At 69.5% G+C, this 21,429-nt stretch carries 18 protein-coding genes and 1 pseudogene; 4 read left to right on the top strand and 15 right to left on the bottom strand.

Going from position 1 to position 21,429, the window contains the following annotated elements:
* The 8 genes from ASF52_RS06325 to alaS form a co-directional block, all read right to left on the bottom strand.
* Window positions 1-505: Crp/Fnr family transcriptional regulator (locus ASF52_RS06325; RefSeq protein WP_244473720.1), on the bottom strand; the 505-nt coding region annotated here is incomplete at its 3' end.
* Window positions 506-696: 191 nt separating this feature from the next.
* Window positions 697-1,587, bottom strand: a complete 891-nt coding sequence (locus ASF52_RS06320; RefSeq protein WP_056169388.1) for an ABC transporter permease — start codon at window positions 1,585-1,587, stop codon at window positions 697-699.
* A gap of 2 nt (window positions 1,588-1,589) precedes the next feature.
* On the bottom strand, window positions 1,590-2,546 hold the full coding sequence (locus tag ASF52_RS06315) for an ABC transporter permease (RefSeq protein ID WP_056169386.1): 957 nt from the start codon (window positions 2,544-2,546) through the stop codon (window positions 1,590-1,592).
* Window positions 2,547-2,790: 244 nt separating this feature from the next.
* A complete protein-coding gene (locus ASF52_RS06310) occupies window positions 2,791-4,065 on the bottom strand; it encodes an ABC transporter substrate-binding protein (protein WP_056169383.1) in 1,275 nt (424 codons plus the stop codon).
* A gap of 30 nt (window positions 4,066-4,095) precedes the next feature.
* A complete protein-coding gene (locus tag ASF52_RS06305) occupies window positions 4,096-5,088 on the bottom strand; it encodes an ABC transporter ATP-binding protein (RefSeq protein ID WP_056169380.1) in 993 nt (330 codons plus the stop codon).
* Between the two features lie 78 nt (window positions 5,089-5,166).
* Entirely contained in the window at window positions 5,167-6,588 is a 1,422-nt protein-coding gene (hydA, locus tag ASF52_RS06300) for a dihydropyrimidinase (RefSeq protein ID WP_056169377.1), read from the bottom strand.
* Between the two features lie 4 nt (window positions 6,589-6,592).
* Window positions 6,593-7,699 carry a ring-opening amidohydrolase gene (locus tag ASF52_RS06295; protein WP_056169374.1) on the bottom strand — a complete coding sequence of 369 codons (1,107 nt, stop codon included), beginning with the start codon at window positions 7,697-7,699 and terminating at the stop codon, window positions 6,593-6,595.
* Window positions 7,700-8,232: 533 nt separating this feature from the next.
* The gene (gene alaS / locus ASF52_RS06290; RefSeq protein WP_056169372.1) at window positions 8,233-10,881 is read right to left on the bottom strand and encodes an alanine--tRNA ligase; all 2,649 of its coding nucleotides are present in this window, start codon (window positions 10,879-10,881) and stop codon (window positions 8,233-8,235) included.
* 196 nt (window positions 10,882-11,077) lie between these two features.
* On the opposite strand from alaS, the gene ASF52_RS06285 reads away from it, so the two are divergent.
* The 4 genes and pseudogenes from ASF52_RS06285 to ASF52_RS23135 all read left to right on the top strand — a co-directional run.
* Window positions 11,078-11,488, top strand: coding sequence for an MAPEG family protein (locus ASF52_RS06285; protein ID WP_056169369.1), 411 nt, complete (start codon window positions 11,078-11,080; stop codon window positions 11,486-11,488).
* 121 nt (window positions 11,489-11,609) lie between these two features.
* On the top strand, window positions 11,610-12,899 hold the full coding sequence (locus tag ASF52_RS06280; RefSeq protein ID WP_056169366.1) for a PQQ-dependent sugar dehydrogenase: 1,290 nt from the start codon (window positions 11,610-11,612) through the stop codon (window positions 12,897-12,899).
* Window positions 12,900-13,029: 130 nt separating this feature from the next.
* On the top strand, window positions 13,030-13,365 hold the full coding sequence (locus ASF52_RS06275; RefSeq protein WP_056169363.1) for a c-type cytochrome: 336 nt from the start codon (window positions 13,030-13,032) through the stop codon (window positions 13,363-13,365).
* Between the two features lie 40 nt (window positions 13,366-13,405).
* A pseudogene (locus ASF52_RS23135) lies at window positions 13,406-13,635 on the top strand (methyl-accepting chemotaxis protein); the annotation flags it as partial.
* 147 nt (window positions 13,636-13,782) lie between these two features.
* On the opposite strand, the gene recA reads toward ASF52_RS23135, so the two are convergent.
* The 7 genes from recA to flgC form a co-directional block, all read right to left on the bottom strand.
* Window positions 13,783-14,874, bottom strand: a complete 1,092-nt coding sequence (gene recA, locus ASF52_RS06270; RefSeq protein WP_056169360.1) for a recombinase RecA — start codon at window positions 14,872-14,874, stop codon at window positions 13,783-13,785.
* Window positions 14,875-15,246: 372 nt separating this feature from the next.
* On the bottom strand, window positions 15,247-17,955 hold the full coding sequence (locus tag ASF52_RS06265; protein ID WP_056169357.1) for an ATP-binding protein: 2,709 nt from the start codon (window positions 17,953-17,955) through the stop codon (window positions 15,247-15,249).
* A gap of 148 nt (window positions 17,956-18,103) precedes the next feature.
* Window positions 18,104-19,171: a flagellar biosynthesis protein FlhB gene (gene flhB / locus ASF52_RS06260; RefSeq protein WP_056169354.1), complete on the bottom strand. Its 1,068-nt coding sequence runs from the start codon at window positions 19,169-19,171 to the stop codon at window positions 18,104-18,106.
* A 32-nt stretch (window positions 19,172-19,203) separates the two neighbouring features.
* Window positions 19,204-19,968, bottom strand: a complete 765-nt coding sequence (gene fliR, locus ASF52_RS06255; RefSeq protein ID WP_056169349.1) for a flagellar biosynthetic protein FliR — start codon at window positions 19,966-19,968, stop codon at window positions 19,204-19,206.
* A gap of 102 nt (window positions 19,969-20,070) precedes the next feature.
* Window positions 20,071-20,337, bottom strand: coding sequence for a flagellar biosynthesis protein FliQ (fliQ, locus tag ASF52_RS06250; protein ID WP_056169344.1), 267 nt, complete (start codon window positions 20,335-20,337; stop codon window positions 20,071-20,073).
* Window positions 20,338-20,630: 293 nt separating this feature from the next.
* Window positions 20,631-20,948 carry a flagellar hook-basal body complex protein FliE gene (gene fliE, locus ASF52_RS06245; RefSeq protein WP_056169341.1) on the bottom strand — a complete coding sequence of 106 codons (318 nt, stop codon included), beginning with the start codon at window positions 20,946-20,948 and terminating at the stop codon, window positions 20,631-20,633.
* A 29-nt stretch (window positions 20,949-20,977) separates the two neighbouring features.
* Window positions 20,978-21,388, bottom strand: coding sequence for a flagellar basal body rod protein FlgC (flgC, locus tag ASF52_RS06240; protein WP_056169338.1), 411 nt, complete (start codon window positions 21,386-21,388; stop codon window positions 20,978-20,980).
* Window positions 21,389-21,429: the final 41 nt, after the last annotated feature.

Here is a 21,429-nt window from a genome sequence, read left to right as displayed (position 1 = left end):
CGCCGGCGAGGCCCACCGCTTCGAGCTTGAGGTACATCTCGCAGAACAGGTGGGCGATCCGGCCATAGGCCGACTTGCGGCCCATGCCGGTCATCCATGCGCGAAAGATCGCCGCGTCGATCAGGGTGTCGCGCCACAGCACCGCCCCGAGGCGCGGGAAGCGCAGGGTCAGGTCGCGCAGGCTGTCGTGCGGGATGAACGCCACCGTCGCCACGGTCATGGTGCCGAGGCTGTGATCCATCACCGGCAGGTGGAGGCTCTGCAGATCGGGGGTGTCGCCGGGAATGTGGAACGAGAAGATCTGGCGGCGCCCGTCCCCCAACACCTTGTAGCGGCACAGCCAGCCTTCGAGGACCAGGCAGCATTGCGAGGGCATGTCGCCCTCCCGCACGATATCCTGTCTCGGCTCGAGGGTCCGGATTCTGACCGGCAGGTTGCGAACGGCCTCCTGCTCCTCATCCGAGAGGGTGGCGATGCTGTCGAGCTTGCGCAGCAGCATGGTCATGGGAGCGTTGTTGGAAACCGGGTGCATAGCAACTTCGCTTTGCCACATAGGCGGAAGCCCAAATCTCTCCCGGTCACCAGCCCCTATTGCAAAAACGCCGATGATGCGCGGATCGTAAGCGTCCTCCCTGCACATGCATTATCCCAGGATAGCCCGCACGGGCTTTCCGCCCCGAACCGTTCTCGGAAGTCCTAGCCGAGGCGCAGCCCGGCCTTCGCCTTGCGCCGCTGGAGGTAAAGGCTCGTTCCGAGGGCGAGGCCGATGACGGCGAGCGACATGCCCGTGGTCAGGGTGCCGAGCGCGTAGATCTCCGGCGTGGTGACGGTGGTGGTGAGGCCCTGGAGTTCGAGCGGCAGGGTGTTGCGGCCGCCGATGGCCTGGCTGGTGCGGGCGAGTTCGTCGAAGGACAAGGTGAAGCCGAACAGGGCGACGCCGACGAGCGAGGGGCCGAGGATCGGCACCACCACGTGCCGCAGGGTCTGTGCGCCGGTGGCGCCGAGATCGCGGGCGGCCTCCTCGTAGGCCGGATCGAACCGGTTGAAGACCGCGAACATGATGAGGAGGCCGAAGGGCAGCGTCCAGGTCAGGTGCGCGCCCAGCGCCGAGGTGTAGAGCCCCATCAGGGTGCCGTGCTCCTGCAGCCAGCCCCAGCCGGTGGCGGCCGCCGCCCAGTTCACCGCATCGTCGAGGAGGCGGAATTCCAGGCCGATCCCGAGCGAGACCACGATGGAGGGCACGATCAGGCTCGCCACCGCGATGGTGAACAGCGCGCCCTCGCCGCGGAAGCGCTTGCGGAAGGCGAGGCCGGCGAAGAACGCGATGACCACGGTGAGGCCCATCACCACGAGGCCGAGGCGGAGCGAGCGCCACAGCGCCCCCCAGATGTCGACGATGCCGAGACCGGCCCAGAGCTTGCCGAACCAGTGCGTCGAGACCCCGTTCATCGGGAAGGTGAGGCCGCCCTGCGGACCCTGGAAGCTGAGGACCAGGATGGTCAGCGTCGGGCCGTACAGGAAGGCGACGAACAGAGCAAAGAACGCCGCGAGGGCATAGAAGGCGGGGGAGCGGGGCCGGTCGCTCAACGCTAGAGTTCCTTCCGCAGGTCGATCAGGCGGGTCATCGCCACGATCATCAGCATCACGGCACCGAGCAGCACCACCGCGTTGGCCGCCGCCGCCGGCAGTTGCAGGGCCGACATCTGGACCTGGATGACCTTACCGACCGAGGCGATCTGCTGGCCGCCCATGACGCCGACGGTGACGAAGTCGCCCATCACCAGGGTGATCACGAAGATCGATCCGATGGCGATGCCGGGTTTGGCCAGCGGCACCACGACGTTCCACAGGGTCTGCCAGCCGGTGGCGCCGGAATCGTAGGCCGCCTCGATGAGCGAACGGTCGATCCGCGCCATGCTGTTGAAGATCGGCACGATCATGAAGACCGTGTTGAGGTGGACGAAGGCGAGCACCACCGAGAAGTCGGAGTACAGCAGGCCCTCGATGGGGGACTTGATGAGGCCCATCCCCATCAGGGTGTCGTTGACGAGACCGTTGCGGCCGAGCAGCGGGATCCAGGAGATCATCCGGATCACGTTCGAGGTCCAGAACGGGATCGTGCAAACGAGGAACAGCGCCATCTGCATCGTCTTCGAACGCACGTGGAAGGCGACGAAATACGCCACCGTGAAGCCGATCACGAGGGTGAAGACCCAGGTCAGCGCGCAGAACTTCAGGGTCGAGAGGTAGGTCCGCACGGTGGTGCAGGCGTCCGCCGTGTTGAGGCAGCCCTCGAACACGTCGATGTAGTTCTGCACCGTGAAGGCCGGGATGATCTCGTACTCGTTGTAGGACCAGAAGCTGACGATCAGGGTCAGTGCCAGCGGCACCACGAAGAACACCAGGAACACCAGCGCCAGCGGGGCGGCCTGGAGATAGGCCAGCGCGCGGCGCCGCCGCGTCTTGGCCGTGAGGCTCGTGGTGGGGGCCGTCACGGCCGGGGTTTTCGCGATGGCGGGGAGGGAGGAGAGTGCAGTGTCGGTCATGGCTCACTCCAGCCGAGCGCAGAACCTCTCCCCGCTTGCGGGGAGAGGGGCGAGCCCCCCTTGCCGGGGGCGAGCCGAGCGGCAGCGAGGGTGAGGGGGCGCCACCGTAAGAGGCACGACCGGCGATACCCCCTCACCGTCGCCCTGCCGGGCTCGCCTCCCCTCCCGACAAGGGGAGGACGAGGCCCTCTCCCCGCCGGGCGGGGAGAGGGAAGCGCGCTCCGTGCCTGGTGCATCACCCCGCTCACGCGGCGATGAACTCGTTCCACTTACGGACCATGTAGGTGTTCTCGTCCATCACCGCGTTCCAGCAGGCGACGCCCCCCATGCGGGCCTCGAAGGAGCCGCCGTCGCGGGTGGCGCCGGCCTTCTCCAGCACGCCGCCGTCCGGGCCCTTGATGTCCTTCTCGGCGGCCTTGCCCTCCATCCAGAAGGCCCACTCGTAGGGCTCCATGTGGGATTTGGCCGTCTCCAGCACCGCCGAGTAGTAGCCCTGGCGGTTGAGGTAGGCGCCGGCCCAGCCGGACAGGAACCAGTTGATGAAGTCGTAGGCCGCATCCAGCTTGCGGCCCGTCAGGGTCTTGGGCAGGCCGAAGCCCGTGGCCCAGGCGCGGTAGCCCTCCTTGAGGGGCTGGTAGATGCAGGCGACGCCCTGCGAGCGCACCTTGGTGACGGCGGGCGACCACATCGACTGGATCACCGTCTCGCCGGACGCCATCAGGTTCACTGATTCGTTGAAATCCTGCCAGAAGGCGCGGAACTGGCCGGCGCGCTTGGCCTCGATCAGCAGCTTGATGGTGCGGTCGATCTCCGCCTTCGTCATGTTGCCCTTGTCGGGGTAGGTGTAGTCGCCGGTGGCCTCGATCACCATGGCGGCATCCATGATGCCGATGGAGGGGATGTTGAGGATCGAGGCCTTACCCTTGAACTCGGGGTTCAAGAGTTCCTTCCAGCTCGTGATCGGGCGCTTTATCAGGTCGGGCCGGATGCCGAGCGTGTCGGCGTTGTAGGTGGTGGGGATCAGGGTGATCCACTCGGTGGCCGAGCCGGCGAAATTCTTCGAGTTCTGCCCCTCGAGGTAGAACACCTTCTTGGGTGCCGTGCCCTGGTCGCCGATCTTCTTTCCGGCCACTTCGCCCTTGGTGAAGACCGGGGTGATGTTGTCGGCCTGCTTGATCCGGCGCGCATCCATGCCCTGGATGTTGCCCGAGGGGATGAGCTTCTTCAGGCTGAAGAACTCGGTGTCGAGAAGGTCGAACGAGTTCGGCTGGGTCACCACGCGCTTCGTCACCTCGTCGGTGACGACGGGGATGTACTCGAGGGTGATGCCGAGATCTTCCTTCACCTTGCGGGCGATGTCGCCGGACTGGTTCACGGCGGTGCCGAGGTAGCGCAGGGTCACGGGCTCGGCGGCGATCACGTTGGGAAAGCCGGTGATCGGGCCGGCGCCGAGGGCCAGTCCGGTGGCCCCCGCGCCCTGCAGCAGGGTGCGGCGGCTCAGCTTGATCGTGGTCGTCATGCGGATTCCTCGTACGCAGTGAGAAACGGTTCAGGCGCTCAGGCGATGGGCGGCGGCGGCATCCCAGCCGAGGGGCACGGTCTGGCCCAGCGCGAGGGGGTGGCCGGCATAGGCGCCGTCGTCGATGACGGCCGTGAGCGCGGCCGCGCCGCTCCCGCCGAGGCCGTCGGCCTCGAAGCCCACATGCACGCTGGTGCCCTGATACTCGATCGAGACGACGCGCGCCGGCACCGCCCCGGGCCCCGCCTCCGCCCCGAGGCGCATCCGGTCCGCCCGGACGGCGACCTCCGTCGCATCGGGCAGGCGGATGATGTTGTGGCCGCCGATGAAGCGGGCGACGAAGGCGGTGGCGGGGCGCTCGAAGATCGTGCGGGGGTCGGCCGCCTGCTCGATGCGGCCGCCGTTCATCACCACCACGAGGTCGGACAGCGCCATCGCCTCCTCCTGGCTGTGGGTGACGTGGATGAAGGTGATGCCGAGTTCGGCCTGGAGCCGCTTCAATTCGGTCCGCATCCGCACCCGCAGGAACGGATCGAGGGCCGAGAGCGGCTCGTCGAGGAGCAGGACCTTGGGTCCGGTGACCAGGGCGCGGGCGAGCGCGACGCGCTGCTGCTGGCCGCCGGAGAGCTGGGCCGGCAGTCGCTCGGCCAGATGCGCCATCTGCACGAGGTCGAGCATGGCGAGCGCCTTGGCCCGGCGCTCGGTCTTGCCGATGCCCCGCATCTTCAGGCTGAAGGCGACGTTGTCGCGGCAGTTGAGGTGGGGGAACAGGGCGTAGCTCTGGAACATCATCGCGGTGCCGCGCTCGGCCGGGGTGGCATCGCCTACCGCCTTCGGCCCGATGACCACGTCGCCGGAGGACACGGTCTCGTGCCCGCCGATCATCCGCAACGTGGTGGTCTTGCCGCAGCCCGAGGGGCCGAGCAGGCAGCAATAGGCGCCCGAGCGGACCTTCAGGTCGATGCCGTCCACGGCCGTGGTGTGGCCGTAGCGCTTGGTCAGGCGGATCAGCTCGACGTCCATGCGTTGTCTCCCGACCCGCATCCCAGCAAGGGGCGGGCCAGACGATACCCGATTCGCATCCGATGTCGCGGCGTCCGATCAGACCGGGGGACCGGCTTGCACAACCCGGTCGAGCACCCGTCCATGGCCGAGTGCGCCGGTCACCCGCCCGTCCTCGGCGACGATCTCACCCCGCGCGAGGGTCACCACCGGCCAACCCGTCACCGCGAACCCCTCCCAGGGCGTGTAATCGGCGCCGTGGTGGAGGTTGGCCTGCAGGATCGTCTCGCGCCGGTTCGGGTCCCAGAGGGTCAGGTCGGCGTCGAACCCGATGCCGATGGAGCCCTTGCGCGGGTAGAGCCCGTAGAGCTTGGCGTGATTCGTGGCGGTGAGTTCCACGAAGCGGTTGAGGGAGATGCGCCCCGCCGAGACGCCCTCCGAGAACAGGATCGGCAGACGGGTCTCGATGCCCGGGATGCCGTTGGGCACCCAGCGGAACGCGCTTCTCGCGCGCGGGTTCAGCTTGCCCTGAACGTCGTCGTAGCGGAACGGGCAGTGGTCGGAGGAGACCACGTCGAACAGGCCGGTCCGGAGGCCGCGCCAGATCGCGGCCTGGTTCGCGGCCTCGCGGGGCGGCGGCGAACAGACGTATTTCGCCCCCGCCATCGGGTCGTCGGCGCCGATGCCCTTCATGTGGTCGGCGGTGAGCGTCAGGTATTGCGGGCAGGTCTCGGCGTGGATTTTCAACCCGCGCTCCCGCGCCCAGGCGATCTGCTCCATGGCCTCCGCGCCCGAGACGTGGACGATGACGATGGGGAGATCCACGAGTTCGGCGTGCGCGATCGCCCGGTGCGCCGCCTCGCGCTCCACCACCTGCGGCCGGGACAGGGCATGCCCGAACGGGCGGGTCTCGCCGGCCTTCTCAAGCTTCTCGGTCATGTACCGGATGGCGTCGTAGCCCTCGGCATGGACCATGACGCGGGCGCCCTCGCGCCGCGCCACGTCGAACACGTCGAGGATCTGGCGGTCGTTCAAGACCAGATCGTCGTACGTCATGAACACCTTGAACGAGGTGTAGCCCTCAGCGATCAGGGCCGGCAGCTCCTGGCCGAGCACCGCCGGCGTCGGGTCGGAGACGATGAGGTGGATGGCGACATCGATGTGGCACTGGCCCTCCGCCAGCGCCCGGTAGGCATGGGTCGCCTCGCGCAGGGAGGCGCCGCGGGGCTGGAGCGCGAACGGCATCACGCAGGTGTTGCCGCCGGCCGCCGCCGCACGGGTCGCGGAGGCGAAGTCGTCCGCCATGACGATGCCGGGGCCGGAATCCTGCGCGATGTGGACGTGGCTGTCGATGCCGCCCGGCAGCACGAGGAGCCCGGAGGCGTCGAGGGTGCGGGCCGCATCCGTGATCCGCGCGGCGATTCCCGCGATGCGCCCGTCGCGGATGCCGAGATCGGCGCGAAACGTATCGGTGGCGGTGACCAGGGTGCCGCCCCGGATGGCGAGATCGAAGTCGGGCATTGCTTCAGTCCCTCACGCGGGCGATGATCGCAACAGGGCCGCCGCCGTCGGGTCCCTGGTGCTCGGCGCCGCCGGAGACGAACAGGTCGGTGCGCCCGATGGCGGCGGCGGCGACCCCACCGACCAGGGCGCGGGCGTGCCGGGTGGCGTTGATGTCGCTGTCGTCGTTCATGATGTGACGCCGGCCGCGGATCAGGCCGTCATGCGAGGGCTCGGCTTTCGCGAGCAGGGCGACCACGCGCTCCGACTCCTCCGGCGTCAGTTGGCCGGAGCCGGGAAAGCCCAGATCCGCCAGCACGCCCTGAACTGCGAAAAAATCGATGCCGTCGCGCATGACCCGGTGGGCGATGGCGTGGGGGCCGGTCCAGCCGGGCGCGTTGCCCAGCACGATGACTTCGTTGCGCATGAGTTCGATGCCGGCCGAGGCGCTGGCGCGGCCGGAATAGAGGTCCCGTCGCGCACCGATGGCGGCGTCGGCGAGGTCCTCGTCCGCCACTTCGCCGAGGGCCAGGGCGATGCCGAGGGCGGAGGCCCCGCGCGTCAGGCCCATGGAGGCGTAGGTGTCGTGGGTGGCGACGTCCCGTCCGCGCGCGGCAGCCTCCTGGATGCGGGCGCTGGTCAGGAGCGGACACTTCACCTGGACGAAATGTACGGCCTCCGGGTCGTCGAGCCCGGCCCGGGCCATGGCTTCGGCGACCGCCGCTGCCGTCGCCCGCACTTGCGCCATGCGGCCGATCTCCTCGGGCCGGAAATCGGCCGTGAAGGCGGTGCCGATGGCCAGCGCCGTCGCGCCGGGCACGGCCGGGCCGTCGCGGCGCGCCAATACGAGGAGATGGGGGGAAAGGCCGCCCTCGGTGCCGCCCGACATCACCAGGGCGACCCGCCCGCCGACGGCTTCGGGCGTACACGCCATCGCGCCGGCGAGCGCGGTCTCCAGGGCCATCACGGCGAGCTGGCGGGTGAAATCGTTGACGCAGCCGTTGCCCTCGGTCTTGCCGAAGATCGCCACGATCTCATCCGCCGCCACGGCGCCGGCGGCGATGAGGTCCATCACCCCCGAGACGTCGGCGGGGTGCCGGGTCGGCACGCGGAAGACGAGGCATTCGGGCATGGAACGTCCGGGTCAGGGCGGTGACACAGGGGCGGAGCGCGCGCGAGGTCCGGTGTTGCGGGGCCGCGCCCGCCCACGCCACACGGGACCGTTCGCCGCGCACGAACGGCCCGGGAAGCGTATCGCCGATCCTGCACAAACCGCACCACGCCCTCCAGCCGCGACGCGGTGAGGCGGGCGGGATTCCCAGGCCCGGCCGGCGCCTACGCTGAGGTCATATGCCTAATCCGCAGGCAACTTCAGGGGCGGGTCGGAGGCCCGGTGGCATCGGGGATGGCGCTTTTCCATGCCGCTGCCTCCGCAAGCCGCGAGGAATCGTCGGCCGTCGGCTCCCCCGGGTCCGTGCTGGGATGCGCCGCGCGACCGTGTGCCCACGGGGGGCCCGCCGGTATTCCCCGGCGTGCGGGGCAGATCCCGTGGACCGAGCTTGCGGCACGGTGCGCGCGATCGAAGGCCGTACGCGGTACCGCTGCGGCGTCGCACGGCGGGCTCGGCAATTCACCGAACCGGCCGACGACGCGCACACCACGATCCTATCCGGCCAGGGCCGTCCGGATCGCGTCCAGGGCCGCCGCCGCGCCCGTGCCCTCCGGTCCTCCGGCCTGGGCCATGTCGCGGCGACCGCCGCCGCCCTTGCCGCCGAGGTGGCCGGCGCCCGCCCGCACCAGCGCGACGGCGTCGAACCGTTCGGTGAGGTCGGCGGTGACGCCGACGACGAGACCGGCCTTGCCGTCGGGGGCGACGCCCACCAGGGCGACGATGCCAGAGCCGATCCGGCTCTTGCCCTCGTCGGCCAGGCTCTTGAGGTCGCGCATCTCGACGCCCTCGACCACGCGGGCCAGGAGCTTCACACCGCCGATCTCCACGATCTCGTCACCGCCCGATCCGGCCCCGCCCATGGCGAGTTTTTTCCGCGCGTCGGTGAGTTCGCGTTCCAGGCGGCGGCGGTCTTCGATGAGGCTCGCCAGGCGCTCGGGTACGTCGGCGGTGGCGGATTTGAGCAGGCCGGCGATCTGCGACAGGGTGCGGCCCTCCTCGGCGCGGAAGCGCCGCGCGGAATCCGCCGTCAGGGCCTCGATGCGGCGCACCCCCGCGCCGACGGCACTCTCGGCGACGACGGAGACCTGACCAATCTCGCCGGTGCGCGCCGCATGGGTGCCGCCGCAGAGCTCCACCGAGAACGCCTTACCGCCCGCCCCAGGCAGGCCCATGGAGACGACGCGGACCTCGTCGCCGTACTTCTCGCCGAACAGGGCGCGGGCGCCGGAGGCCACGGCCTCGTCCTGCGCCATGAGCTTCGTCACCACGGGGGTGTTCTGCAGCAGCACGGCGTTGGCGATGTCCTCGACGGCGCGGATCTCGGCCTCGTCGAGGGGCTTGGGGTGGCTGAAATCGAAGCGCAGGCGCTCGGCCGAGACGAGGGAGCCCTTCTGGGCGACGTGGTCGCCGAGCACCTGGCGCAGGGCCTCGTGCAGGAGATGGGTCGCCGAGTGGTTGGCCCGGATGGCGGCGCGCCGATCGGCCTCGACGGAGAGTTCCACGGGCTGGTTCAGGGCGAGCCGGCCCTCGTCCACGGTGACGTGGTGGACGAAGAGGTCGCCGAGCTTCTTCTCGGTGGCCGTCACCCGCGCCTTCAGGCCGGCGGCCGTCAGCGTACCGGTGTCGCCGACCTGACCGCCGGATTCGGCGTAGAACGGGGTCTGGTTGACGAGGGCGAGGCCGGTCTGGCCGGCCTCCAGGGCCTCCACCTCGGCGCCGTCGCGAAGCAGAGCCGTGACGATGCCTTCGGCCGACTCCGTCTCATACCCCAGGAACTCCGTGGCGCCGGTGCGCTCCTTGAGGCCGTACCAGACGGTCTCGGTGGCGGCCTCGCCGGAGCCCGTCCAGGCGGCGCGCGCGGCCTTGCGCTGGCGCTCCATGGCGGCCCCGAACGCGTCGGTGTCGACGCCGATGCCGCGCGCCTTGAGGGCGTCCTGGGTCAGGTCGAGGGGGAAGCCGTAGGTGTCGTAGAGGGTGAAGGCCGTCTCGCCCGACAGGTTCTGGCCCTGCGCGAGGTCGCGGGTCTCGGCGTCGAGGATGGCCAGCCCCCGCTCCAGGGTGCGGCGGAACCGGGTCTCCTCCAGCCGCAGGGTCTCGCCGATGAGCGTCTCCGCGCGGGTGAGTTCGGGGTAGGCCTGACCCATCTCGCGCACCAGGGTCGGCACCAGGCGGTACATCACCGGCTCGCGGGAGCCCAGGAGTTCGAGGTGGCGCATGGCCCGGCGCATGATCCGGCGCAGGACGTAGCCCCGGCCCTCGTTGCCCGGCAGCACGCCATCGGCGACGAGGAAGGACGCGGCGCGCAGGTGGTCGGCGACGACCCGGTAGGAGGCGCGGGTGGCGGGCTCCGGCGGGCGGCCGACGGCGTGGCTCACGGCGTCGATGAGGGCGCGGAACAGGTCCGTCTCGTAGTTGCTCGTCACCCCCTGGAGGATGGCGGCCATGCGCTCCAGGCCCATGCCGGTGTCGATGGAAGGGCGTGGCAGGGCGAGGCGGTTGCCCGGCTCCACCTGCTCGTACTGCATGAACACGAGGTTCCAGAATTCGAGGAAGCGGTCGCCGTCCTCGTCGGGCGAGCCGGGCGGGCCGCCCTGCAGGCCGGGGCCCTGATCGATGAAGATCTCCGAGCACGGTCCGCACGGGCCGGTGTCGCCCATCTGCCAGAAGTTGTCCGAGGTGCCGATGCGGATGATCCGGTCGTCGGAGAATCCGGCGATCTTCTTCCACAGCGAGGCGGCCTCGTCGTCGTCGGCATAGACCGTCACCAGCAGGCGGTCCTTCGACAGGCCGAATTCCTTGGTGATCAGATCCCAAGCAAGTTCGATGGCCTGCGGCTTGAAGTAATCGCCGAAGGAAAAGTTGCCGAGCATCTCGAAGAAGGTGTGGTGCCGCGCGGTGTAGCCGACGTTGTCGAGGTCGTTGTGCTTGCCCCCCGCGCGAACGCATTTCTGCGATGTGGTGGCGCGATTGTAGGTTCGCTTCTCGACACCGGTGAAGACGTTCTTGAACTGCACCATGCCGGCGTTGGTGAACATCAGCGTCGGGTCGTTGCGCGGCACCAGCGACGAGGACGGCAGAACCTCGTGGCCCGCCTTTGCGAAGTAGTCGAGGAAGGTCGACCGGATCTCGTTGACGCCGCTCATCGCTGTAAAGACTCTGTCGGTGGGCCCTGCCGGGTCGGTGCTGACGGCCATGACGGCTAGTCCGCGCGCAGGCGTCTCATACGGAGGGTTCCGGCTCAAGTCACGGGCGGTTTCACGTTTCGCACCGGCGGGTGCCCCTCGCCCGCGCGATGGTCTAGGTACGGGGATCACCACCGACCAAGGACACACCGCGCCCATGCCCGTCGAAATCCGCCTCCTTGCCTGGTCCTGCTTCCTCGGCCTCGTCCACATCATCGCCGCCTCCTACAGCGGCCTGCAGCAGCGCGGCGGCTTCACCTGGGCCGCCGGCAACCGCGAGGGCCGGACGCCGGAGGTGACGGGCGCGGCCGCCCGCCTGGAGAAGGCCTCGAAGAACTTCTTCGAGACGTTCCCGATCTTCGCCGCCCTGGTGCTCGCCTGCGTCGCCACGGGGCGCCACAACACCGCCGTGGTGCTGGGCGCCTACCTCTACTTCTTCGGGCGCCTCGCCTACCTGCCGGTCTACGGCTTAGGCGTGCCGAAGATCCGCTCCATCATCTGGGGCGTCTCGGTGGTCGGCATCCTGCTCGTGCTGTGGGGCCTGTTCGTCAAGATCCTGCCGTACTGACATCCCGGGGAGGGCCGTCCCCCGCGGGGGACGGCCCTCCCCTTGTGGAGACCACCGGCAAGCCCGTAACGTCCGTCCGGCAACCGCCCCGATCATGCGGGCGGAGCCGGGAGAGTACCCCATGCGATCCGTCCTCGTCGCGACGCTTCTGGCCGGCGTCACCCTCGGTTCGGCCCCCCTCGGGGCGCAGGCGCAGGGGGCCGCCCCCGCCGAGACGAAGGCCAAGGCCGACGCCTTGGAGAAGCTCCAGGGCATGCAGAGCACGGGCACGGCCGAGGCGCCCGAGATCCCCCAGACCGGGCGCCGCGCCGATGCGCTCCGCCGGACGCTGGGCAAGATCAAGCTGCCCGAGGGCTTCCGGATCGACCTCTACGCCGTGGTGCCCGATGCCCGCTCCATCGCGGTCGGGCCCAACGCCGGCGTGCTGTTCGTCGGCACCCGCAAGACCAAGGTCTACACGGTGACCGACCGGGACAAGGACCGGGTCGCCGACGAGGTCCGGGCCTTCGCGCCCGGCATCGACTTCAAGATCCCCAACGGCGTCTGCTTCTCGAAGGACGGCGTGCTCACCATCGCCGAACAGAACCGGGTGCTGTCGTTCCCGGCGGCGGAGTTCTTCTACGAGAGCCCCGACGTCGCCGCCGGCGTGCTGGTCAAGCAGGGCGCGCTGATCCCGGCCGCGGAGGAGAGCTACAACCACACCGCCCGGATCTGCCGCATCGGCCCCGACGGCAAGACCTACGTGTCCCTCGGCCAGCCCTACAACGTGCCGCCGGCGGAGAAGCGCGACCTCTACGCCAGAACCGGCATCGGCGGCATCGTCCGGATGGATGCCGACGGGAAGAACCGCGAGGTGTTCGCCACGGGCATCCGCAATTCCGTCGGCATGGATTTCAGCCCCGCCGACAAGTCCCTGTGGTTCACCGACAACCAGGTCGACGGCATGGGCGACGACACCCCGCCGGGCGAACTCAACCGCGCCACGAAGGCCGGGGAATTCTTCGGCTTCCCGTGGTTCGGCGGCGGCGCCGTCCGCACCGTCGAGTACAAGGACGAGGAGCCTCCGAAGGGGGCGGTGTTCCCGCAGGCCGAGTTGCCGCCGCATGCGGCCGATCTCGGCATGGCGTTCTACACCGGCAAGCAGTTCCCGGCCGCCTATCGCGGCGGGATCTTCATCGCCGAGCACGGCTCCTGGAACCGCACCACGCCCATCGGCGCCCGGATCATGTTCGTGCCGGTGGAGAAGGACGGCAAGGCGGGCGCGCCGGTGCCGTTCGCCGAGGGCTGGCTCACGGGCGACGGCGAGTATCTCGGCCGCCCGGCGGACGTGGCCGTGTTCCTCGACGGCTCGCTGCTCGTCGCCGACGACACGGCCGGGGCAATCTACCGGATCTCGTACGAGGGGAAGTGACCTTTTGGGGGGCGGGCCGCGCGCCCGCCCGGCTCGCCGGCCGCAGGTCGCGTCTGCCCCATGGCCCTGCGGCTTCTGGTTCGACGGCCTGCGCGCGGATATCTCGATCGCCCCAGAACCCGGAGTCCGCATGACCCATCCCACCGCCGCCCTGTTCCTCGCCGCCACGCTCCTGAGCGGGCTCGCCATCGGTCCGGCGCGGGCCGGCGATGCCAAGGCGGGCCGCAAGGCCGCCACCGCCTGCCAGACCTGCCACGGCATGGACGGGCTGTCGAAGCTGCCGGAAGCCCCGAACCTCGCGGGACAGGTCGAGCCGTACCTCGTCAAGGCGCTCACCGAGTACCGCGACGGGCGCCGGAGCAACGCGATCATGAATGTCGTCGCCAAGGGCCTGTCGGATGCCGAGATCGCCGACCTCGCGGCGTTCTATGCCGGCATCGCCATCGAGGTGCTACCGCCGGGCTGATGGTCGGAGGACGCGCCGCGGCCTAATCCAGGCGCCCGTGGAAGTGCAGAGGCTCGCGAGGCAGACGGCGCAGGCCACCCAGGAGATTTCCTGCCAGATCGCCGAGATCCAGTCCGCCACGAGTCAGGCAGTCTCGGCGATCGCCGCCATCACGGCACGTATCCGCGAGATCGCGAAATCAACGGCGTCGCCTCCACCATCGCGGCCTCCCGCGAGCAGCAGGGTCCGACGACCCAGGACATCGTCCGTGACGTCGCCGAGGCCGCCTCGGCACACTCGTGTCATTCGGGGCATTTGCCCGCCAAAATCGTCCGCCTCTTCGCGGCGGCGCGGGCGGCGTGAATAGCTAGGCACCATGAGAAAGCCGCCGGGCACGGGGCCCGGCGGCCTTCTCATGTCGGGTGACGGGGCCGGAACTCAGGCTTCGCCTTCGTCCAGATCCTCTTCGGTGGGTTTGGCCGTATCCAGGATCTTGTCGGCGAGGATGCCGGAATTCTGGCGGATCGCCGCCTCGATCTTCGCGGCGATGTCGGGGTTGTCCCGCAGGAAACCCTTCGAGTTCTCGCGGCCCTGGCCGAGGCGCTGGCTGTTGTAGGAGAACCAGGCGCCCGACTTCTCGACGATGCCGGCCTTGACCCCGAGGTCGATGAGCTCGCCGACCTTGGAGACGCCCTCGCCGAACATGATGTCGAACTCGACCTGCTTGAACGGCGGGGCGACCTTGTTCTTCACCACCTTCACGCGGACCTGGTTGCCGATGGCCTCGTCGCGATCCTTCAGGGTCGAGACGCGGCGGATGTCGAGGCGGACTGAGGCGTAGAACTTCAGGGCGTTGCCGCCCGTGGTGGTCTCGGGGCTACCGTACATCACGCCGATCTTCATGCGGATCTGGTTGATGAAGATCACCATGCACTTCGAGCGCGAGATCGAGCCTGTGAGCTTGCGCAGGGCCTGACTCATGAGCCGGGCCTGGAGGCCGGGCTGGCTGTCGCCCATCTCGCCCTCGATCTCGGCGCGGGGCGTCAGCGCCGCCACGGAATCGACCACGAGGACGTCGATGGCGCCCGAGCGCACCAGGGTGTCGGTGATCTCGAGGGCCTGCTCGCCGGTGTCGGGCTGCGAGATCAGCAGGTCGTCGAGCTGCACGCCGAGCTTGCGGGCGTAGATCGGGTCCAGGGCGTGCTCGGCGTCGACGAAGGCGCAGACGCCGCCCTTCTTCTGGGCCTCGGCGATGGTGTGAAGCGCCAGCGTGGTCTTACCCGAGGATTCCGGGCCGTAGATTTCGATTACGCGCCCGCGCGGCAGGCCGCCGACGCCGAGCGCGATGTCGAGCCCGAGGGAGCCGGTGGAAACCACCTCCACCTCGGCCACCTGGGCGTTCTTGCCCAGGCGCATGATCGAGCCCTTCCCGAAGGCGCGCTCGATCTGCGACAGTGCGGCGTCGATCGCCTTCGCCTTGTCCTTGTCCACCATGGGAGCGTCCACAACTTTCAGCGCTGGCTGGGCCATTCGTCGGCATCCTTATGCATGGGGTGGGAGCAAGGCTCAATGCGCCTCGGATGACGATTGATGTACTCGTTTTGTTCTCATTCCGCAAGGCTGGCAGACGTGGTTTCGGAGCGACGGCTTCAAAACGATGGCGGACCGCTCGCCGGATTGCGTGGTCGGTCACGACACCCGCGCACTCATTCCGGGTCGCCGCAGGCGAACCCGGAACTTGGAAACACAGGAAGGGCCATGTCGAACGCGCGTCGCGGCTCTGGATTCCGGGTTCCGCTCCGCGGCCCCGGAATGACGGCGTGGAGATCATCGGCCTCCGGCCAACTTATCTGACGTCAGGTTCGAAGCCCCGAGTCGCACGGTTCGTTGCCCCCGCAAAAATCAGCGCGCGATGGTTTCCTTCACCGTCTCGACGAGCTGCTTCAGGCTGAAGGGCTTGGGCAGGAAGTTGAAGTCCTCGCCCTCGGGCAGGTTCTTGCGGAACGCGTCCTCGGCGTAGCCGGACACGAAGATCACCTTGAGGTCGGGGTGGTGCTTGCGCAGCTCCCGCAGCAGGGTCGGGCCGTCCATCTCGGGCATCACCACGTCGGACACGACGAGGTCGATGGTCTGGCTCTTGTCCTCGATGATCTTGAGGGCGTCGAGGCCGGAGGCGGCCTCCAGCACCGTGTAGCCGCGGGCCGACAGGGCGCGGCTGTTGACGGCGCGCACGGGATCCTCATCCTCCACCAGCAGGATCACGCCCTGGCCGGTATGGTCGGGCGCAGGCTTCCTCGGCGACGGGGCGGCGAGTTCGGGGGTGCCCTTGAGGCGGTGGGCGGCGATCTCGCCCGTGGTGCTCGTGGCCGGCAGGGGCGCCGGCTCCGGCTCGGCCACGGGCTCGTGGCGGGGGAAGTAGATGCGGAAGGTGGTGCCCTCCCCCACCGTCGAGCGCACGTCGATGGTGCCACCGCTCTGCTTGACGATGCCGAACACCGTCGAGAGACCGAGGCCGGTGCCTTTGCCGATCTCCTTGGTGGTGAAGAACGGCTCGAAGATCTTCTCCATGACGTCGGGCGGGATGCCCTGGCCGGTGTCGATGACCTCGATGAGGACGTGGTCGCCCGCCGGCATGCCGAGGCGCGCCTCCTCGGGGGTGGAATCGTGCACCACGTTGGCGGTGCGGATGAGCAGACGCCCGCCCTCAGGCATGGCGTCGCGGGCGTTGACCGCGAGGTTGACGATGACCTGCTCGAACTGGTTCACGTCGGCCTTGATCGGCCAGATCTCGCGCCCGTGCTTGAGGTCGAGGTCGACCCGCTCGCCGAGCAGGCGCTTCAGCAGCAGGGTGAGGTCGGACAGGGCCTCGCCGACGCTCATCACCTCGGGCCGCAGGGTCTGGCGGCGGGAGAAGGCCAGCAGCTGACGCACCAGGCTGGCGGCCCGGTTGGCGTTCTGCTTGATCTGCATGATGTCCTGGAACGCCGGGTCGGTGGGCCGGTGGCTCGCGAGCAGCAGGTCCGAGTAGCCGATGATCGCCTGCAGGACGTTGTTGAAGTCGTGCGCGATGCCGCCGGCGAGCTGGCCTACGGTGTCCATCTTCTGGGCCTGGGCGACCTGCTGTTCGAGCTGGCGCTGGGCGGTGGTGTCCAGGGCGTAGAGGATCACCCGTTCGCGGTCGCCGGATTCGTCGGCCTTGGTGCCTTGACCGGAAGTACCTTGAGCGGGCGTGCCTTGAGCGGGCGTACCTGGGGCCGGAGCCCCTTCCGCGGCGCCCTCGACGCCGGCGGGGCTGAGCCAGACCCGGGCCGAGCGGTTGCCGGCGCCCGTCAGCATCACCTCGATGGGCTCGATGGCGGCGAGCCCGCCGGACGCCTTGGTCAGGGCCGTCTCCAGGGCGGCGCGGTCGCGCTCCACCAGGGCGTCCCAGATGGTCGGCTCGGCGTTGAGGCTGCCGTGCCCGTCCGGCATCGCCTGGCGCGGGGTGCCGCCGAACAGGCGCGCGAACGAGGCGTTGGCGCGGGCGATGTGGCCGGCGTGGTCGACCGTCGCGATGGCGATGGGGCTGTTGTTGAGGAAGCGCGCGAGGCGCACTTCCGCCGCGCGCTGGGGCTCGTCGGTCTCGGCGCCGGCGGAGCGGTTGAGCACGATGGTGCGCGAGGACCCGGGCTTGCCGTCCTGCCCGAAGGCGACGCGGTGGTAGAGCCGGGCCGGCAGGGGGTGGCCGTTGCGGCGGCGCAGATCGAGGTCGAACCGGTCGGTCCTGACCTCGCCGGGCTGTCCCCCCGTGGCAGTGAGCACGTCGGCGCCCGGCGCGATCTCGGGCAGGCGCAGGCCGCCCGAGCCCACGGTGGCGAGGTCGTAGCCGAGCCAGGTCGCCAGGGTGGCGTTCATGTAGACGACGGACCCGGCCGGATCGATGGAGAGGAAACCGGCGGGGGCGTGGTCGAGGTAGTCGATGGCGTGCTGGAGCTCCTGGAAGACGTTCTCCTGGCGCTCGCGCTCGTGGGTGATGTCGCTCACGGTCCACAGGGCGGCGGGCCGGCGCGGCCGGTCGATGGGCCGCACGGCGATGCGGTACCACGCGAAGGCGCGGTCGCCGGCCCCGTCGGGCGGCGGCGCCATGCGGATCTCCTCGCCGTGGCCGAGGCCCTCGCGGGCGGCCTGGGCCAGGCGGTAGACCGCCTCCGACACCTCGGGCGAGCCGACGAAGACCCGTTCCACGGCCCGCAGGTTGGCGAAGCTCTCACCGCCCGCGATGGTGAGGTAGGCCTCGTTGGCGTAGATGAGCCGACCGCCCTCCTCCACCACGATGGTGCCCTCGGGCGAGGCGTCGACGATGGCCTTGGTGATGTCGTCCCGCCCCGTCTGCCCGGCGAGCTGGAGCGCGCCGATGGCGAGCGCGAACAGGCAGAACACGCCCGCCATGGCGAGCAGCGCCAGGAGGCCGAGGATGAGCGGCTGGGCCTGCTCGTTGGCAACGAAGGACAGGCCGACGGCCGCCCCCACCAGCAGCCCCGCCAGGACCAGGAGCAATCCGACGCGGCCCGGCCGCTCGGACCGGTCGATCGCGTTCGACGCGGCCTTGGTTGGTCCGCTGAACTCAGCCATCCCGGGTCGATCCACCTTTCTTGCGCCTACCGGTTAGCGCCCGGTCCGCACGCGCGGCAAGGGTCATCCCGCCACGGCTTCCGTTAAATTGCGGGGAAAAAGGTGCACAAACCGTGGTGCTTGGCCGATCTCGCACGCGCCGAAAGGCTCACGCCGCCCGGCGCCGCAGGCGCATGACGAAGCCGATGACCTCAGCGACGGCCCGGTAATGCTCGGCCGGGATCTCCTCGTCGATGTCCACGGTGGCGTGCAGCGCGCGGGCCAGCGGCGGGTTCTCCAGCACCGGCACGCCGTGTTCCTTGGCGAGCGCCCGGATGCGGAGCGCCAGGCTGTCGACGCCCTTGGCGACGCAGATCGGCGCCTGCATGCCGGCCTCGTAGCGCAGGGCCACGGCGTAGTGGGTCGGGTTGGTGACGATGACGGTGGCGGTGGGCACGGCCGCCATCATGCGCTTCTTCACCCGCTGGGCGCGGATCTGCTTCATCCGGCCCTTCACCTCGGGGTTGCCGTCGCTCTCCTTGTGCTCCTGCTTCATCTCCTCCTTGGACATGCGCAGCTTCTGCCGCCACTGGAAGCGCTGGTACAGGGCGTCGCCCATGGCGATGACGACGAACACCGCCAGCATGCCGCCCATGAGCTTGAGGCAGATGGCCAGGATCGCCGCCAGGGTGGCGGTGAGGTCGAGGCGCACGAACGCGTCGAGGCGGTCGCGCTCGCCCCACAGGATGGTGCCGCCGACGATGCCCACCATGGCGAGCTTGGCCAGCCCCTTCACGAACTGGAACATCGCCTCCTTGCCGAAGATGCGCTTGGCGCCGGCCATGGGCGAGAGCCGCTCCCATTTCAGCCCGATGGCTTCGACGGAGAACACCAGGGGGTGCTGGAGCAGGCCCGCGGCCAGCCCCGCCACCACCACCAGCCCCACCGGGATGGCGAGCGCCTGGGCGTAGATCAGCATCGTGCGCAGGCCCATGGCGGCATAGACGTGCGGGTCGGAGGGCACCGCGTGGGCGTTCATGAGGAAGCCGCGCATGCCGGCCACGAGTTCGCGCGCGATGGAGCCCGACGCCATCACCAGGGCCAAGGTGAAGGCCGCCAGGATGAAGAGCGTGTTGATCTCGACGGAGTTGGGGACGTTGCCCTGCTCGATGGCCTTCTCGATGCGCCGCGGAGTCGGGTCTTCGGTCTTGTCTTCCGGATCCGCATCGTCGGACATGGGTCAGGCCCCCGTGCTGCCGGAAGCGCGGCTCATCGCCCGGCGAGGTCCGCGAGGTAACGCCCGATATCGTCCAGGAACACCCCCATCATCACGCCCAGACTCCCGAGCAGCACCAGCATGCCGATGAGCACCGAGGCCGGCACGGCCACGAAGAACACCTGCATCTGCGGCATCAGCCGGGCGAGCACGCCGAGCCCGACGTTGAACAGGATGCCGAAGGCGATGAACGGCGCCGAGATCTGCACGCCCAGCGCAAAGCCCCGCGCGATGGCCTTCAGGGCCAGGGCCGCCGCCTCGCCGAACCCCGGTACGCCGTCCGGCGGCAGCAGCACGTAGCTCCGGCCGATGGCCGCGAGGGCGATGTGATGCAGGTCGGTGGCCACGATGAGGGTGACGCCGAGGAGCGCCAGGAAATTGCCCAGCGCCGTCTGCTGGCCGCCCTGCGTCGGATCGACGGTCATGGCGTAGGACAGGCCGAGCTGCTGCGACATCACCACGCCGGCGACCTGCAGGGCGGCGAGCACCATCCGCACGCTGAGGCCGAGCACCAGCCCGACCAGCACCTCGCCGAACAGCAGGGCGATGAGCCCCGGCCCGGCGATGGCCTCGCCCTGCATCGGCAGGAGCGGCCGCACGGTCGGGAACAGCACGAGGGTGAGCAGCAGCGCGAAGGCCAGGCGGAGGCGCGGCGACACGAGCTGCTCGCCGACCCCCGGCAGCAGCATCACCAGGGTGCCGACCCGCGCGAAGGTGAGGAGGAAGGCCGCCGCGATGCCGGGCAGAAGCAGGTTCATGGCCCGTCATAGCAGGTTCGCGGCCCGTCATGGCAGGTTCGCGGCCCGTCATGGCAGGTTCGCGGCCCGTCACGGCAGGTTCGCGGCCCGTCATGGTAGGCGTCACCCCCCGGAGACGATGCGGGCGGCGATGCGGGTCATGTAGCCACCCATGGCGTCGCCCATGAAGGGCAGCATGAACAGCAGGGTGGCGAACACGGCGACGATCTTGGGCACGTAGATCAGGGTCTGTTCCTGGATCTGGGTCAGGGCCTGCAGCAGGGAGATCACGAGGCCGACCACGAGGGCGACCAGCATGGTCGGCCCCGCGACCTTCAGGAAGACGAAGATGCCGTCGCGCGCGACGTCGATGATGGCGAGGCCGGTCATGGGGGTGCTTCGTTTCGGATTCTGAGGAGCAGGTGGAAAAGTTGAACGCGTTCGACGGCTCGGGCCTTCGGAAATCTCCGGCCCCGTGTCATCCCGGGGCCGTGGCATCCCGGGGCCTTGTCATCCCGGGACCGCTCAGCGGAACCCGGGATCAAGAAACTCACGTTTTGCAAGGTCTTCCGCTGTCGGCGGCTCTGGGTTCCGGCTTCGCCTTCGGCGCCCCGGAAAGACGGTGCGGTTCACCTCGGATCGTCCCGCCCTCGCGCAGGGAGGAGCGGACGTGGGTCTTACCCCTAGATCTGCATCCGCATGATCTCTTCGTAGGCCGAGATCATGCGGTCGCGCACGGCGACCATGGTCTGGAGGGCGGTCTCGCTCTCGGCCACCGCCGTGACCACGTCGACGACGTTGGCCTTGCCGCCGGCCACCGCCAGGGCCTGGGTGTCGGCCCGGCGGCCGGCCTCGCCCACGGAATCCAGGGTCGAGGACAGCATCGCGCCGAAGTTCATGCCCTGCGGGCTGGCGACCGGCGCGGCCTTGGCCATCGCGCCCTTGGCGCCGATGTTCTGGACCGCGGCGTAGGCTCCGGCGGCGAAGGCGTTGGTGGCCATGGGGTGTCTTTCGCGCGAGGGAGTGCGGATCAGGCTTTGAGGATCTCGAGGGTCTTGGCCATCATCCGACGGGTGGCGGTGACCATGTTGAGATTGGCCTCGTACGAGCGCTGGGCCTCGCGCATGTCCATGTTCTCGATGAGCCCGTTGACGTTGGGCAGGCTCACGTCGCCCTTCGCGTTGGCGGCCGGATTGCCCGGATCGTGCTTGACCCGGAACGGGGCTGAGTCGCGGCGCACGCGCCCGGTCTCGACGAGGCTCGCCCCGGTCTCGCGGTCGACCTGCTGGGTGAAGGTCGGGATCTTGCGCCGATAGGGCTCGCCGCCGGGCGTGGTGGGGGCCGATTCGGCGTTGGCGATGTTCTCGGCGATGACCCGCATGCGGCTCGACTGGGCCTTGAGGCCGGAGGCCGAGGTGGTGAGGGATTTGAGGAAGTCCATGGCGCTCTACCGTCGTCGAGGGGCGTTCAGCGGGCGGAGGA

Source organism: Methylobacterium sp. Leaf112 (genome assembly GCF_001423295.1).
In the GTDB taxonomy this organism is placed as follows: domain Bacteria; phylum Pseudomonadota; class Alphaproteobacteria; order Rhizobiales; family Beijerinckiaceae; genus Methylobacterium.
This window is presented reverse-complemented; position numbering and strand designations above follow the sequence as displayed.